The 14,494-nt window shown below is 68.0% G+C and carries 13 protein-coding genes; 9 read left to right on the top strand and 4 right to left on the bottom strand.

Going from position 1 to position 14,494, the window contains the following annotated elements; genetic code table 11:
* The first annotated feature begins 42 nt into the window (after positions 1–42).
* Entirely contained in the window at positions 43–1,233 is a 1,191-nt protein-coding gene (gene moeB, locus N2K99_RS12095) for a molybdopterin-synthase adenylyltransferase MoeB (protein WP_227918417.1), read from the top strand.
* A gap of 6 nt (positions 1,234–1,239) precedes the next feature.
* On the opposite strand, the gene N2K99_RS12090 is transcribed toward moeB, so the two are convergent.
* Positions 1,240–2,580, bottom strand: a complete 1,341-nt coding sequence (locus N2K99_RS12090) for a glutamyl-tRNA reductase (protein ID WP_227918416.1) — start codon at positions 2,578–2,580, stop codon at positions 1,240–1,242.
* A gap of 143 nt (positions 2,581–2,723) precedes the next feature.
* Here N2K99_RS12090 and hemE point away from each other — a divergent pair, with 143 nt between their 5' ends.
* The 8 genes from hemE to hemL all read left to right on the top strand — a co-directional run bounded on the left by hemE (position 2,724) and on the right by hemL (position 11,467).
* Entirely contained in the window at positions 2,724–3,785 is a 1,062-nt protein-coding gene (gene hemE, locus N2K99_RS12085) for a uroporphyrinogen decarboxylase (protein WP_227933099.1), read from the top strand.
* A 2-nt stretch (positions 3,786–3,787) separates the two neighbouring features.
* Positions 3,788–5,302 carry a protoporphyrinogen oxidase gene (gene hemG, locus N2K99_RS12080; RefSeq protein WP_227933100.1) on the top strand — a complete coding sequence of 505 codons (1,515 nt, stop codon included), beginning with the start codon at positions 3,788–3,790 and terminating at the stop codon, positions 5,300–5,302.
* Positions 5,303–5,376: 74 nt separating this feature from the next.
* A complete protein-coding gene (gene hemQ, locus N2K99_RS12075; protein WP_227918413.1) occupies positions 5,377–6,084 on the top strand; it encodes a hydrogen peroxide-dependent heme synthase in 708 nt (235 codons plus the stop codon).
* Entirely contained in the window at positions 6,081–7,274 is a 1,194-nt protein-coding gene (locus N2K99_RS12070) for a ferrochelatase (protein ID WP_227918412.1), read from the top strand. Before hemQ ends, N2K99_RS12070 begins: the two co-directional genes overlap by 4 nt.
* Complete coding sequence (gene hemC / locus N2K99_RS12065) at positions 7,274–8,230, top strand: hydroxymethylbilane synthase (RefSeq protein ID WP_227918411.1); 957 nt, start codon at positions 7,274–7,276, stop codon at positions 8,228–8,230. The genes N2K99_RS12070 and hemC overlap by 1 nt, the downstream gene beginning before the upstream one ends.
* Positions 8,231–8,254: 24 nt before the next feature.
* The gene (locus tag N2K99_RS12060; RefSeq protein ID WP_227918410.1) at positions 8,255–9,118 is read left to right on the top strand and encodes a uroporphyrinogen-III synthase; all 864 of its coding nucleotides are present in this window, start codon (positions 8,255–8,257) and stop codon (positions 9,116–9,118) included.
* Between the two features lie 34 nt (positions 9,119–9,152).
* Complete coding sequence (hemB, locus tag N2K99_RS12055; protein WP_227918409.1) at positions 9,153–10,136, top strand: porphobilinogen synthase; 984 nt, start codon at positions 9,153–9,155, stop codon at positions 10,134–10,136.
* On the top strand, positions 10,136–11,467 hold the full coding sequence (hemL, locus tag N2K99_RS12050) for a glutamate-1-semialdehyde 2,1-aminomutase (RefSeq protein ID WP_227918408.1): 1,332 nt from the start codon (positions 10,136–10,138) through the stop codon (positions 11,465–11,467). The genes hemB and hemL overlap by 1 nt, the downstream gene beginning before the upstream one ends.
* A 93-nt stretch (positions 11,468–11,560) precedes the next feature.
* On the opposite strand, the gene N2K99_RS12045 is transcribed toward hemL, so the two are convergent.
* The 3 genes from N2K99_RS12045 to N2K99_RS12035 all read right to left on the bottom strand — a co-directional run bounded on the left by N2K99_RS12045 (position 11,561) and on the right by N2K99_RS12035 (position 14,288).
* Entirely contained in the window at positions 11,561–12,400 is an 840-nt protein-coding gene (locus tag N2K99_RS12045; protein WP_227933101.1) for a MetQ/NlpA family ABC transporter substrate-binding protein, read from the bottom strand.
* A gap of 125 nt (positions 12,401–12,525) precedes the next feature.
* On the bottom strand, positions 12,526–13,311 hold the full coding sequence (locus tag N2K99_RS12040) for a methionine ABC transporter permease (RefSeq protein ID WP_227918406.1): 786 nt from the start codon (positions 13,309–13,311) through the stop codon (positions 12,526–12,528).
* Positions 13,308–14,288 carry a methionine ABC transporter ATP-binding protein gene (locus N2K99_RS12035; protein WP_227918405.1) on the bottom strand — a complete coding sequence of 327 codons (981 nt, stop codon included), beginning with the start codon at positions 14,286–14,288 and terminating at the stop codon, positions 13,308–13,310. Before N2K99_RS12035 ends, N2K99_RS12040 begins: the two co-directional genes overlap by 4 nt.
* Positions 14,289–14,494 lie beyond the last annotated feature (206 nt).

The raw sequence follows: 14,494 nt of genomic DNA, 5'->3' as shown, positions 1-14,494 counted from the left end.
CGACAGGTCCCACCGCCATACCTGTGGCTTAGATTGGACTTCATGACCTTAGCAAGTGCATCCGCCCCTGTCGGGGAACTACCTGCTTTGGTGGCCCCCGGCGAGGACCTCACCCGCGACGAAACCGAACGCTACTCCCGCCACCTCATCATCCCCGGATTCGGGTCCACGGCACAGCGCCGGCTGAAGAACGCGAGGGTGCTGGTGGTGGGGGCCGGCGGGCTGGGCTCTCCGGCGCTGCTCTATCTGGCTGCGGCGGGCGTGGGCATGCTCGGCATTGTCGACGACGACGTCGTGGATGTCTCCAACCTGCAGCGCCAGGTCATCCACGGCGTATCCGACGTCGGTACCCCCAAGGCGGAGTCCGCGGCCCGCTCCGTGGCGGAGCTGAATCCGCTGGTCGAGGTGGTCCTGCACCGGGAACGGCTAAACAACTCCAATGTCCTGGAAATCTTTTCCGGTTATGACCTGATTGTGGACGGCACGGATAATTTTGCCACCCGCTACCTGATCAACGACGCCGCGGAAATCCTGGGCAAGCCGTACGTCTGGGGGTCGATCCTCCGCTACGACGGGCAGGTCAGCGTGTTCTGGGGCAAACACGGTCCCACCTACCGCGACCTGTTCCCGCAGGCGCCGCCGGCCGGTTCCGTTCCTTCCTGCGCGGAAGGGGGTGTGCTCGGAGTGCTCTGTGCGCAGATCGGCTCGGTCATGGTCAATGAGGCCATCAAGTTGATCACCGGAACGGGCCGGACCCTGCTGGGCCGGGTCCTGGTCTTCAACGCCCTGGAGATGAGCTGGCGCGAGCTGAAGGTCCGGCGGGACCCGGAAGCCCTGCCCGTGACGGCGCTCAGTGATTACCAGGCGTTCTGCGGCATCGCGCCGGCGGAGCCTGCACCCGCCGGGGCGGAAGTGGACGTGGCCGTGCTGCGGGACCTGCTGGCCGAACGCTCGGCCGGGTTCGGGGACTTCGAACTGCTGGACGTCCGGGAGCCGGGCGAACATGACATTGTCCGCATCGACGGGGCCCGGCTGGCGCCGCGGGGTGCCGTGCTGGCGGGGGAGTTCCGGCCGGAGCCGGGACGGCCGGTATACGTGCACTGCAAATCCGGGGTGCGGTCCGCCGAGGTCGCGGCCTACCTGCGCCGCGTCGGCTATCCGGAGGTCTACAACGTCACCGGCGGGATCCTGGAATGGGTACGCCGGGTGGAACCGGAGAAGCCGGTCTACTGATGTTCCCTACGCGGACTTCGTCTCGGCGTCGTCGTCCGAACCGGCGGCGTCCGCAGGGGAACCGGCACCCTTGGCGGGCGCAGCGTCGTCGCTGCGCTCCACCGTGATCCCGTACAGGGCTTCAAGGCCCCGGATGTAGTCCTCCTGCTGGCCGCTTGCGGCCAGTTCCCGGGCGCGCACGGTGGGAACGTGGAGCAGCTGCTTGACCATGCGGCGCATGGCGAACTCCACTTCCTGCGCGGCGCCGGTGCACCCGTGCTGGGCGCGGACCTTCTCCAACTCCGATTCCAGCACGTCCAAGGTGTGCCGGCGCAGGGCGACGATGGCTGAGTCCATTTCGCGGCTGAGCTGCTGCTTGGAAAAGTTCTTCGCGGCATCGGCGACGATGGTGCTTGCCTGCTTCAGCGATTCGGCCTGCTCGGCCGGTGCGGCCAGCCGGACGGATTCCAGGGTGATCAGCTCGACGCCGTCGATCTCGCGGACGGCCGGATCGAAGTCGTGCGTCAGGGCAAGGTCAATGATGATCAGCGGCTTGCCGGCTGCTGCACGGACGCGGCGGACATCTTCGGCGCTGACCTGGCTGTCGCTGCCGCTGCAGCCGATGACGACGTCGGCCCGGGTCAGGGCCTCGGGCAGGGACGAACGGGTCAGGGGCTTCCCGCCGCGGGAGGCCGCGAAGGACTCGGCGCGGTTGGAGGAGGAATAGACACTGATGTCGGTGCAGCCCCGCTCCTTGAGCAGGGCCATGGTGGCGCCGGCGTAGGCACCGGTGCCGAACACGACCACCGACTTCCGGGACCAGTCGCGGTCCTCGGACAGGTCCGTGGCCAGGCCCAGGGCAACCGAAACAATGGAAAGCCCCCGTTTACCGAGGGCTGTAAGGGCGCCGACGTCCTTGGCGGTGCGGGAAGCGGTCTGGAATAAGCGGGTGAGGCCGCCGCTGGCGGTTCCGCTCTCCTGGGCTTCAATCAGCGCACGGCGCACCTGGCCGGCGATTTCGCGTTCGCCTACGACGGCGGAATCCAGCCCCGCGCCGACGGCGAACAGATGCTGGGGAACGGACTCGCCGGTGTTCGTGGCAAAGGAGCGGGATACAAGGTCTTCGCTCATGCCGGAGTGCCGGCTGATTTCTGCAACGACAGCGGAACGGGCGGCTTCAATATCCGCTTCCGAGCCGGTTTCGCAATACACCTCCAGCCGGTTGCAGGTAGCGAGGACAACGGAGCCGGAGACGGCGGTTCCGGAATCGACCAGCGAAGACGAGACCTCGGATGCGCCGGCGCTCAGCCGGGCGACAGTCTCCAGGTCTACGTCGGTGTGCGTAGCAATGAGGGAAAGTAGAACCACAGTAGGTCAATACTAGCCACGCCCGGGAGGATACCTTCAATCGGCCTGCCGGAATTGGCCCTTTAAGGGTGTGAGAAGCGCCACCGCGGCCGCCGGTGGGTGCCCGGTTATGGCTTGTCCCCGATTTTGGGGAGAATCAAGGTATGACTCTTAGCGCCACGCACCCGCTGCTGGACGGCCGCACGGCCGATTCCCCCCTGATCACCGCGTACCGCGGCGGAACCCCCGCCCGCCGCCCGGTGTGGTTTATGCGTCAGGCCGGCAGGTCCCTGCCCGAGTATCTGAAAGCCAGGCAGGGCATCGGGATGCTGGAATCCTGCCTCCGGCCCGAGCTGGCGGCGGAGATTACCCTGCAGCCGGTGCGCCGCCACGACGTGGATGCGGGCATCTTCTTTTCCGACATCGTTATTCCGCTGAAACTGGCCGGCGTGGACGTTGACATCGTTCCCGGCGTCGGACCCGTGCTGGGCAGTCCGGTGCGTACCGCCGCCGACGTCGCCGCCCTCCCGCGGCTGACCGAAGAGGCACTGGAGCCGATCCGGGAAGCCGTCCGGCTGACGGTTGCCGAGCTTGGTTCCAAGCCGTTGATCGGATTCGCCGGCGCGCCGTTCACCCTGGCCGCCTACATGGTCGAGGGCAAGCCGTCCCGCGACCACCTCGGCCCGCGCACCATGATGCACGCTGACCCCGACGCCTGGCAGGCGCTGACCGCCTGGGCCGCCGACGCGTCCGGAATGTTCCTGCGCGCGCAGCTGGAAGCGGGTGCCAGCGCCGGCCAGCTCTTCGACTCCTGGGCCGGTTCCCTTGGCCTGGCCGACTACGTCAAGCACGTAGCGCCTGCCTCCTCCCGTGCCTTGGACCATGTGCGCGGCCTCGGCGCCCCGCTGGTGCATTTCGGCACCGGCACGTCCGAGCTGCTGGTGGCCATGCGCGACGTCGGCGTGGACGTTGTCGGCGTGGATTACCGGCTGCCGCTGGACGAAGCCAACCGCCGCCTCGGCGGCACGACGCCGCTGCAGGGCAATATTGACCCTGCACTGCTGAGCGCACCGTGGGACGTCCTCGAGGCACACGTCCGCGAGGTCCTTGCTGCCGGCGCGGCCGCTCCGGGCCACGTGGTCAACCTGGGCCACGGCGTGCCGCCGGAAACCGACGCAGGCGTCCTGACGCGGGTGGTTGAACTGATCCATTCGGTGGAGCCGTAGGCATGCCCCACCGTTTCCTCACCAAGCCGGAGAAAGCCGCAAAAGCGGAAAGCGCGGCTTCTGACGCCGTCGGCCAGCCCCCGGGCGGTCCCGCCGCCGTCGTTATAGGCGGCGGAATGTCCGGCCTCATCGCGGCCCGGGACCTGCAGCGCGCAGGCGTCCAGGTGACCGTGGTGGAGGCCTCGGACCGGTTCGGCGGCTGCGTGGGCCGGCACGAGGTGGCCGGCGTGCAGCTGGACAGCGGCGCGGAGTCCTTCGCCACCAGGTCACCGGCCGTTCCGGACCTGGTTGAGGAGCTCGGACTGGCGGACGCGGTGGTCCTGCCCAACCCTGCCGGGTCATGGCTGCAGCTGGCGGCCCAGGACCTGCCGTCGGGAGCGCAGCAGATGCCGAGCAGCGGCCTGCTCGGCATTCCCGCAGACCCTCGCCACCCGGACATTGTCCGTGCCCTGGGCCGCGCGGGAGCAGCCCGGGCAGCCATGGACAAGGTCCTGCCGGTGGGTAACCTGAGCCGCCGCCCGTCCATGAGCCTGGGGGAAGTGGTGCGGGCCCGAATGGGCGAAGCAGTGCTTCGCCGGCTCGTCACTCCGGTGGTCGGCGGCGTCTATTCCTCCGACCCCGACGTGCTCGACGTCGACTCCGTGGCTCCGGGCCTGCGTTCCGCCATCTCCCGGCACGGTTCCCTGGGGGCGGCAGTCGGTGCGATGCGCTCGGCGGCGGCGCCTGCCGGTTCGGCCGTGGCCGGGCTCGACGGCGGAATGGGCCGGCTGACCGAGGCGCTGGTCGCCGATCTGGAAACCTCCGGTGCAAGCCTGCGCTCCGGCGTCCGTGCCGAATCCCTGGCAGGGGGTGCCGAAGGGTGGCGGATCCGCTGCAGCGGCGGGCAGGAACTGGCGGCCGACGCCGTGGTGGTGGCGGCCGAAGGTTCGTCAGCTGTGGACCTCCTTTCCACCGCACTGCCCGAGGTGGCGGCCTACCGGCCGCAGCCGGGGCCGGGGGTTGCCCTGGTAACCCTGGTGGTGGACCTGCCGGAGCTGGACGCCATGCCGCGCGGCACCGGCGTCCTGGTGTCCCGGGAAGTGGACGGCATCGATGCGAAGGCAATGACCCACGCCACCGCCAAATGGCAGTGGCTCGCCGATTCCACCGGGCCCGGAACGCATGTGCTGCGCCTTTCCTACGGGCGGGCACTCTCGCCCGAGGAATCCGCCGCGGAACCCCCGCACGTGGACCGCGCGGACGACGACCTCTTCCGGCAGGCCGTGGCCGACGCGTCCGGTCTGCTGCAGGTGGGAATCAAGGCCGACGACGTTGTGGGGTGGGACGTGGTCCGGTGGGTGGGCGCACTGCCCTCCGCCGCCGTAGGGCATAAGGACCGGGTGGACGCCGTCCGCGCAGCCGTGGCCGAATCGCCCCGACTGGAAGCGGTGGGGGCCTGGCTGGCCGGAACCGGACTGGCCGCGGTCACCGCCGACACCCGCACCCGAATGGCAGCGCTGGCCAACGCACTGCTGTGACCTTCCGCACTTTCTACACTTTGTAGAAGTGCGGTGTTTCGACTTACCTATACGCAAAGGGCAGACTGTTAAACATGAGTGAGACGATGGACCGCAGCGCCGCCGGAACGGCCGGCAACGACGAACAGTTCTTTACCCTCTGGACCGTTTTCAAACGGTCCTCCATGCCGAAAGCGCCTGTCTCGAACGGTGCAGTTGATGCGTTCGAGACCCTGACCAAGGACCTGGCAGCCAGCAACGTCACGCTCCGCGGCCTGTACGACGTCTCCGCCATGCGCGTGGATGCCGACGTTATGGTGTGGCTGCACGGCAGCGCGCCGGAAGCGCTGCAGGCGGCCCTGCGGCAGATCCGCCGGTCCGAGCTGTTTGCCGGCACCGAGATCGCCTGGTCCGCCATGGGCGTGCACCGCGACGCGGAGTTCTCCAAGAACCACTGGCCGTCCTTCGCCCGGGGCATCGACCCCGAGACCTGGATCTGCGTTTACCCGTTTGTCCGCTCCTACGAGTGGTACCAGCTGCCCGCCGAGGAACGCGGCAAGATGCTGCGCGACCACGGCATGCTCGGCCGCGAATTCCCCCAGGTCCTGGCCAACACCGTGGCCTCCTTCGCCCTGGGCGACTGGGAATGGATCCTGGGCCTTGAAGCTCCCAACCTGGTGGACCTCGTCGACATGATGCGCCACCTGCGCGCCACCGAGGCCCGCAACCACGTCCGTGAAGAAGTCCCGTTCTATACCGGCCGGCGTATCCCGGCCGCCGAAGTTGCCGAGGTACTCAAATGACATCCGCTGTTTCCAACGAGCCTGCCTTCGACCCCTTTGAGGGCGTCGACGAAAACGGCCGCATGGCCCCGAAGCATTACGACGCCATCCTGCTGGCCTCCTTCGGCGGCCCGGAAGGCCAGGAAGATGTCATTCCCTTCCTGCGCAACGTCACCGCCGGCCGCGGCATCCCTGACGAGCGGCTGGAGGAAGTGGCCACCCACTACCGCGCCAACGGCGGCATCAGCCCCATCAACGAGCAGAACCGTGCGCTGAAGGCTGCCCTGGAAGCAGAGCTGGCACGCCGCGGCGTCGAACTCCCTGTCCTCTGGGGCAACCGGAACTGGGCTCCCTACATCAAGGACGTCCTGCAGGAGGCCTACGACGCCGGCCACCGCCGCATCCTCATGGTCACCACCAGTGTCTACTCCTCGTACTCGAGCTGCCGCCAGTACCGCGAAGACCTGGGCATGAACCTGTTGAAGACCGGCCTGGACAAGAAGCTACACGTGGACAAGGTCCGCCAGTACTTTGACCACCCGGGCTTCGTGGAACCCTTCATCGAAGGCGTCCGCGGGTCCGTGGCGAAGGTCCGCGAGCAGCTGGCGGCCAAGGGCGTGGAAAACGAGAAGATCGAGATCCTCTTCTCCACCCACTCCATCCCCACCGCCGACGCCGAAGCCTCCGGCCCGCGCGACCGGGAGTTCGAAGAAGGCAGCGCCTATGTTGCCCAGCACCTGGCCAACGCCCGCGCCATCATGGACCGGATCCCCGAAGCCGCAGGCCTGGACTGGCAGCTGGTCTACCAGTCCCGCTCCGGCGCCCCGCACATCCCCTGGCTGGAACCGGACATCAACGACGCGATTGCCGAACTGCCCGCCAAGGGCGTCAACGGCGTGGTGATTGTTCCGCTGGGCTTCGTCAGCGACCACATGGAAGTCCTCTGGGACCTCGATACCGAGGCCATGGCTACCTGCCGGGAACTGGGCCTGGCGGCTGACCGCACTCCGACCCCGGGTATCCATGAGACCTTCGTGTCCGGCCTGGTGGACCTGCTGCAGGAACGCACCCTGGAAAACAACATTGCCATCCGCCCCGCCCTGACCGAACTCGGACCGTGGTACGACGTCTGCCGCCCCGGCTGCTGCGCGAACCTGCGCGGCGAAAAGCCGACCATTGCAGGCGCCGATTCCACTGTGGGCGTCCAGTAGTGGCGCACTCGCCCGTCCTGATCGGCACCCGCGGCAGCGCCCTGGCCGTCACCCAAACCACCACCGTGGCCGAGGCCCTGTCCGGGCTCGGCGGCTTCGACGTCGAGCTGGTCCGCGTGCGCACCGAGGGTGATATCAATCGTGCCGCCCTGTCGCAGATCGGCGGCACCGGCGTGTTCGTTGCCGCGCTGCGCGAGTCGCTGCTGCGCGGAGACTGCGATGTTGCCGTGCACTCGCTCAAGGACCTGCCCACCTCCCCGGCGGACGGCCTTGCCCTGGGCGCCATTCCGGAACGGGTGGATGTCCGCGACGTGCTGTGTGCCCGTGACGGACTGACCCTGGCACAGCTTCCCGCCGGTGCGAAGATCGGCACCGGTTCCCCGCGCCGGGCAGCCCAGCTGCGCGCCGCCCGCCCGGACATCGAGATCGTGGACATCCGCGGCAACGTGGATACCCGCCTCGGCCGGGTTGCCGGCCTGGTGGAAGGCGCCCCCGGTGACCTCGACGCCGTGGTGCTGGCTGCCGCCGGCCTGGCCCGGCTGGGCCGCCTGAACATGGTGACCGAGTTCATTGATCCCGCCGTGATGCTTCCCGCCCCCGGGCAGGGAGCGCTGGCAGTGGAATGCCGTGCGGCAGACGCCGTTGAAGGGCAGCTCGCGACGGCACTTGCCGCATATGACCACCGCGAAAGCCGCCTCACGGTGGCAGCGGAACGGGCCATGCTCGGCAGGCTTGAAGCAGGGTGCACGGCTCCGGTCGGTGCGCTGGCCCGGGTCGGAGCCGAAGGCATCACGCTCGAAGCCGTGGTCTGCAGCGACGACGGTACCCGGCTGATGCGCCGCACCGGCGTTGCCGGGCAACTCACCGAAGACGCCGCCCGCGCCTTGGGCGTGCAGGTTGCCGAGGAGCTGCTTGCGGCCGGCGCTGCGCAGCTCACGGACCTGCCTGCCAGCTGATGCCCCGCTTCCGGAGCTGCTGAGATGGCGGCCAGACACAACGGTCCGGACCTCGCCGGACTGAACGTTGTCCTACCACGCACCCCGGACCGGGCTTCGGCCATGGTCCGGGAACTGCAGGACTGCGGGGCGTCGGTGACGCTGATGCCCCTGATCGATTTCCAGTTCCCCGCGGACACCGCACTGCTGGACCGCGCACTGAATTCATTGAAGGCCGGACGGTTCGCCTGGGTGGTCTTCACCAGTGTCACCACCGTGCGGGCCGTGACCCGCCGGTGTGCAGCGCTGGGCATCTGCCCCGAGGCCCTGGTGCCCGCGGACACCCGGATCGCGGCAGTAGGTGCCGGAACGCGGCAGGCCCTGGAAGAAGTCGGCTTCGATATCGATTTCCTGCCGGACACCGACCAGTCGGCCCGCGGCCTGGCCGCATCCTGGCCGGATCCCTCCGGGTCGGATCCGGAGGGCGGCGACCTGCGGGTGCTGCTGCCGCAGGCCGATGTTGCCGACCCGTCCCTGCACGAGGCACTGACCGCCCTGGGCTGGGAGGTCCGCGCCGTGACCGCGTACTGCACGGTGGACTACCCGGCCACCGGCGTACGCTTCACCCCGGCGGTGACCGGGGGAGGACTGCTGGACCCCGAATCCTTCGCCGCGTGGGCACCGGCCGGACGCCGCGCCGTCGTCCTCACCTCCCCGAGCATCGCCCGACGGTTCGTCCGGCGCTGTGTGCCGGTACCGGCCGGAACGCTGCTGGTGGCCATCGGCGACAGCACGGCTGCGCGAATGCGTGAACTGGGTGCGGCGCCGGATGCCGTGGCGAAGCAGCCAACGCCGGCGGGAATAGCCCACGCACTCTCCGTTGCTATGTCTACGGGTCCTACTCCCTAGTTCCCCATCATTACCGGAAGGCAGAACCATCCCCATGAGCTTCCCCCAGCACCGTCCCCGCCGCCTCCGCACCACCCCCGCCATGCGGCGGCTGACCGCTGAATTTCGGCTGGACCCGGCCGAGCTGATCCTTCCGGTCTTCGTCCGGGAGGGCATCACCGAGCCGAACCCGCTCACCTCCATGCCCGGCGTCGTCCAGCACACCATGGACAGCCTGAAGAAGGCTGCTTCGGAAGCGGCAGGGCTGGGCATCGGCGGCATCATGCTGTTCGGCATCCCCGCCGAGCGTGACGCCGTCGGCAGCGCGGGCACCGATCCCAACGGCATCCTCAACCGCGGCATCGCCGCCGTCCGCGGGGAAGTCGACGACGACCTCGTCATCATGAGCGATGTCTGCCTGGACGAATTCACCGATCACGGACACTGCGGCGTGCTGGACGAAAACGGTGTGGTGGACAATGACGCCACCCTGGAAATCTACGGCCGGATGGCGGTGGAGCAGGCCCGCGCCGGCGCGCACGTGCTGGGCCCGTCGGGCATGATGGACGGACAGATCGCCGTCATCCGCCACGCCCTGGATACCGCCGGTTTCACCGACGTCTCCCTGTTCGCCTACGCCGCGAAGTACGCCTCCGCGTTCTACGGTCCCTTCCGCGAAGCCGTGGACTCCCAGCTGAAGGGTGACCGCCGGACCTACCAGATGGATGCCTCGAACCGCCGTGAGGCCCTCCTCGAAGTGGAGCTTGACCTCGAAGAAGGCGCCGACATGGTGATGGTCAAGCCGGCCATGAGCTACCTCGACGTGCTGGCCGACGTGGCCGCCATGTCCCCGGTACCGGTGGGCGCTTACCAGATCTCCGGCGAGTACGCGATGATTGAAGCTGCCGCCGCCAACGGCTGGATTGACCGCCGCCGGGCCATCGAAGAGTCCGTGCTGGGCATCAAGCGGGCCGGCGCCAACATGATTCTCACCTACTGGGCCACCGAGCTGGCGGCCTGGCTGAAGGAAAGCAAGTAATGTCCTCACCTGTCTCCTCGTCCGAAGAACTCTTTGACCGCGCCCGGGCCCTGATGCCCGGAGGCGTGAACTCCCCGGTCCGGGCCTTCGGCTCCGTGGGCGGCACACCGCGCTTCATGGTTTCCGCCAAGGGCCCGTACATCACCGACTCCGAGGGCCGCGAATACGTGGACCTGGTCTGCTCCTGGGGACCGGCGCTGGTGGGCCACTCCCACCCGGACGTCCTGGCCGCCGTCCACGCAGCCGTCGACAACGGACTGTCCTTCGGTGCGTCCACCCCGGCCGAAGCCGAGCTGGCGCAGCTGGTCATGGACCGCGTGCCGGGTGTGAAGCGCCTGCGCATGGTGTCCACCGGCACCGAAGCCACCATGACCGCCATCCGGCTGGCCCGCGGGTTCACCGGCCGGAACCTGGTCATCAAGTTCGCCGGCTGCTACCACGGCCACCTCGACGGGCTGCTCGCCTCCGCCGGCTCCGGCCTGGCCACCCTGGCATTGCCCGGATCGGCCGGCGTCACCGAAGCGACCGCCGCGGAAACCCTGGTGCTGCCGTACAACGACGTGGCCGCCGTCGAAAAGGCGTTCGCCGAGCACGGAGCCAACATTGCCGCAGTCATCACCGAAGCCGCCCCGGCGAACATGGGCGTGGTTACTCCGGACGAGGGCTTCAACGCCGCCCTCTCCCGGATCACCGCCGCGCACGGCGCGCTGCTGATCCTCGACGAGGTACTCACCGGGTTCCGCACCGGACCGGCCGGCTACTGGGGCCTGACCGGCGGCGCAGCCGACGCAACGGAACCGTGGACGCCGGACCTGTTCACCTTCGGCAAGGTGATCGGCGGCGGCATGCCCGTGGCAGCCCTGGGCGGCCGGGCCGACGTGATGGATTACCTCGCCCCGCTGGGCCCGGTCTACCAGGCCGGCACCCTGTCGGGTAACCCGATTGCGATGGCGGCCGGCGTCGCAACGCTGAAGGCCGCCACCGCCGAGGTCTACGCCAACGTCGACGCCCGTTCCGCGGAGCTCTCCGCCGCCGTGTCCGCCGAACTGGACAAGGCCGGCGTGGACCACAGCATCCAGCGCGCCGGCAGCCTCTTCAGCGTCGCCTTCGGCACGTCCGCCACCGGCGTGCACAACTACGAGCAGGCCCAGGCGCAGGAAGCCTTCCGGTATAAGCCGTTCTTCCACTCGATGCTCGACGCCGGCGTGTACCTGCCGCCGTCGGTGTTCGAGGCCTGGTTCCTGTCCGGCGCCCATGACGACGCCGCGATGAACCGGATCTACGCCGCGCTGCCGGCTGCCGCCCAAGCCGCTGCTGCGGCCCAGCCGTAAGGCCGGCCCGGCTGTAGCTGGCCTAGCCCAGGACAACGAAAAACCCCGCACCTCCCTTTGAAACGGGAAGTGCGGGGTTTTTGTCGTCCTGCCTTAGAAAGCGGCAGTCACATCGCCGTTCGGCCAGGTCTCTTCAATGAAGGCCTTGGTTTCGGGGGAGTGGAGCAGTTCCTCGAGCTTGTCGATCCGTGCGTCCTTGTTGCCGGTCTTCCAGACCAGGAAGTTGGCGTACGGGTTGTCCTCGGCGGATTCCACCAGCAGGGCGTCGTCGGTGTTCAGCCCGGCTTCGAGGATGTAGTTGCCGTTGATGATGGCGAGGTCCACGGTGGGATCCCCGAGGTCGTTGACCAGCAGCTCAGGATTGTTTTCCTGGAAGTCCAGGTTCTTGAAGTTCTGCTCCTCGGTGAGGGTCAGCACCGAGGAGTCGTCGGCGATGTCCTTCACGAGGTCGGCCTCCTCAAGCATCTTCAGGGCGCGGGCCTGGTTCGAGGGGTCATTGGTGACCATCACCCGGGCGCCGTCCTTGATGGAGGAGACGTCGTCGTGCTTATCGGAGAAAGCGGCGTACGGCTCCACGTGGATGCCTGCGCCGTGCTCGAAGTCGTAGCCCTGCTTTTCCATCTGGGATTCCAGGTAGGGCAGGTGCTGGTAGAAGTTGACGTCGCTGTCGCCGTCGTTCAGGGAGATGTTCGGCGTGACGTAGTCGTCAAACTCCTGGATCTCGATTTCCAGGCCGGTGTCCTCGGCGAGGTTGTCACGGACAAACTCGAGGATCCGGGCGTGCGGGGTGGGGCTGGCGCCCACGGTCAGGGTTACCGGGTTTGCGGGGTCAAGGCTCTCCACGGCGCTGGAGGCGGAATCGGATCCACCGCAAGCCGTCAGCGCCAGAGCCGTGGCCACTGAAGTGGCAACGAGGGTAAGTGCTTTACGCATCGAGTGCGTTCCTTTCACGTGACCCGGGAAGCGGAACTCCGCTGTCCGGGGAAGGTGCAGCTAGCGGCTACTGGCTGCAGATCCGGCAGGGCCGGGGCAGGGCCCCGGACTGCCGAAGACGGAGACTAGACAGAGGTCTTGTCGAATTCGCGGTCCGTGCCGGTGCGGGGATCGGCGGCGGCGTCGGTGACCGCAGTGGCCGGACGGCTGCGCCGGCCGGTGCCCGCGGCGGACCGGTGGTCCACCCGGCGGGAAACGAAATCGCCGGCAAGCTGGATGATCTGCACGAGGGCCACGATGATGATGATCGTGACCACCATGACCTGCGTGTCAAAGCGCTGGACGCCGTAGTTATAGGCCAGTCGGCCGAGACCGCCGCCGCCGACAATGCCGGCCATGGCGGAGTAACCCACGAGGGTTACCAGCGTGGTGGTCAGGGCAGCGACGAGGCCGGGCAGGGCCTCGCGCAGCAGCACCTTGGTGACCACCTGCATCTTCGTCGATCCCATCACCAGGGCTGCATCGATCTTGCCGCCGCTGACGTCGCGGAGCGCGTTTTCCACCAGCCGTGCAAAGAACGGGATGGTCGCGATGCTCAGCGAAACGGAGGCGGCCACGGGGCCGATCGAGGTCCCGGTGATGAGGCGTGCCAGCGGAATCAGGGTGACCATGAGGATGGCGAAGGGCACCGACCGGGTGATGTTGACGATGATGTCGCTGACAATCCGGTTGACGACCTTCATCGGGAGCAGGCCCCCGGGCGCACTGACGTGCAGGAACACGCCAAGCGGCAGGCCGATCAGCAGGGTGAAGAAGCCGGAGATGCCGACCATCTGGAGGGTTTCCAGCACGGCTTCGGGCAGTGCCTTGGTGATTCCGGGGTTGTCGAAGAGTCCGGTCAGGAAGTTCATGCTGCCACCTCCACGGTGACGCCCTGCAGGGCGAGGTATTCATGGACGGCGGCCATGTCGGTGTGCGTGTCCAACTGGATGCGCAGCCGTCCGAAGCGGGTGCCGGCCAGCAGCTCGACGCTGCCGGCAAGGACGTTTACATCGGTGTCGAACCGGCGGGTGAGCGCGGAAAGCACCGGGTCCGACGTGGTCTGGCCCGTGAAGAGCAGTTCCAGGACCGGGCCGCCGGGCGACGGCGGCGTTACGGGCAGCGGGATCAGCTGTTTGGCCAGCCGGCCGCGCAGGTCGGAGGCAACCTCGCGCAGCGGGCCGTGTTCCACCACCCGTCCTGCCTCGAGCAGGGATACCGAATCGCAGATCCGCTTCACCACGTTCATCTCGTGCGTGATGATCAGGACCGTCAGGTCCAGGCGGCGGGTGAGATCGGAAATCAGGTCCAGGATGTCGTCCGTGGTGCTGGGGTCCAGGGCCGAGGTCGGCTCATCGCAAAGGAGCACATCCGGATCGGAGGCCAGTGCCCGGGCGATGCCCACGCGCTGCTTCTGTCCGCCGGAAAGCTGGGCGGGGTATGCTCCGGCGCTGCCTTCGAGGCCAACGAGGGCCAGCAGTTCCTTTACCCGGGCGTCGATGACGCTCTTCTTCGTGCCCACCAGCTCCAGCGGGTGGGCGATGTTTGCGGCGGCGGTGCGGGAGTCCATGAGGTTCGCGTGCTGGAACACCATGCCGATCCGGCGGCGGGCCGCGCGGATCTCGGAGTCCTTCACAGCGGTCAGCTCACGGCCGTCGATGGTGACCGAGCCCGACGTCGGCCGGTCCAGCAGGGTCAGGCAGCGGACCAGAGTGGACTTTCCGGCACCGGAGTGGCCGATGATCCCGTGGATCGAACCCTTGGGCACGCTCAGGCTCACGCCGTCCAGTGCAGTGACCATGCGGTCGCCCTGCCGGTAGACCTTGCGAAGGTCGGTAACTGTGATCATTCGTCCTCGTCATATGCGTTCAATGGCCGGACCGGAGCATGGGGAAAGGGGCACGGTTCTGTGCCGTGCCCAAATGCCGGCTGTGCGGAGGGTGCCTGCCAATCTCGTGGCGCGAGACGGTACGCGCGCGTAAGAACGCGGGTACGCCTGGGGCGCCATCAGCGCCAAACACAGTTACCAGTATCGCATGTTGGCTGCCGCGCTCC

The sequence above is a fragment of the Arthrobacter sp. zg-Y1110 genome, from assembly GCF_025244865.1.
Taxonomy (GTDB): Bacteria; Actinomycetota; Actinomycetes; order Actinomycetales; family Micrococcaceae; genus Arthrobacter_B.
This window is presented reverse-complemented; position numbering and strand designations above follow the sequence as displayed.

Excerpts from the sequence above, each read along its gene's own strand:
- moeB (WP_227918417.1), top strand. The coding sequence starts at position 43 with ATGACCTTAGCAAGTGCATCCGCCCCTGTCGGGGAACTACCTGCTTTG.
- hemE (WP_227933099.1), top strand. The coding sequence starts at position 2,724 with ATGACTCTTAGCGCCACGCACCCGCTGCTGGACGGCCGCACGGCCGAT.
- N2K99_RS12060 (WP_227918410.1), top strand. The coding sequence starts at position 8,255 with ATGGCGGCCAGACACAACGGTCCGGACCTCGCCGGACTGAACGTTGTC.
- hemQ (WP_227918413.1), top strand. The coding sequence starts at position 5,377 with ATGAGTGAGACGATGGACCGCAGCGCCGCCGGAACGGCCGGCAACGAC.
- hemL (WP_227918408.1), top strand. The coding sequence starts at position 10,136 with ATGTCCTCACCTGTCTCCTCGTCCGAAGAACTCTTTGACCGCGCCCGG.
- hemG (WP_227933100.1), top strand. The coding sequence starts at position 3,788 with ATGCCCCACCGTTTCCTCACCAAGCCGGAGAAAGCCGCAAAAGCGGAA.
- N2K99_RS12070 (WP_227918412.1), top strand. The coding sequence starts at position 6,081 with ATGACATCCGCTGTTTCCAACGAGCCTGCCTTCGACCCCTTTGAGGGC.
- N2K99_RS12045 (WP_227933101.1), bottom strand. The coding sequence starts at position 12,400 with ATGCGTAAAGCACTTACCCTCGTTGCCACTTCAGTGGCCACGGCTCTG.
- hemB (WP_227918409.1), top strand. The coding sequence starts at position 9,153 with ATGAGCTTCCCCCAGCACCGTCCCCGCCGCCTCCGCACCACCCCCGCC.
- N2K99_RS12035 (WP_227918405.1), bottom strand. The coding sequence starts at position 14,288 with ATGATCACAGTTACCGACCTTCGCAAGGTCTACCGGCAGGGCGACCGC.
- N2K99_RS12040 (WP_227918406.1), bottom strand. The coding sequence starts at position 13,311 with ATGAACTTCCTGACCGGACTCTTCGACAACCCCGGAATCACCAAGGCA.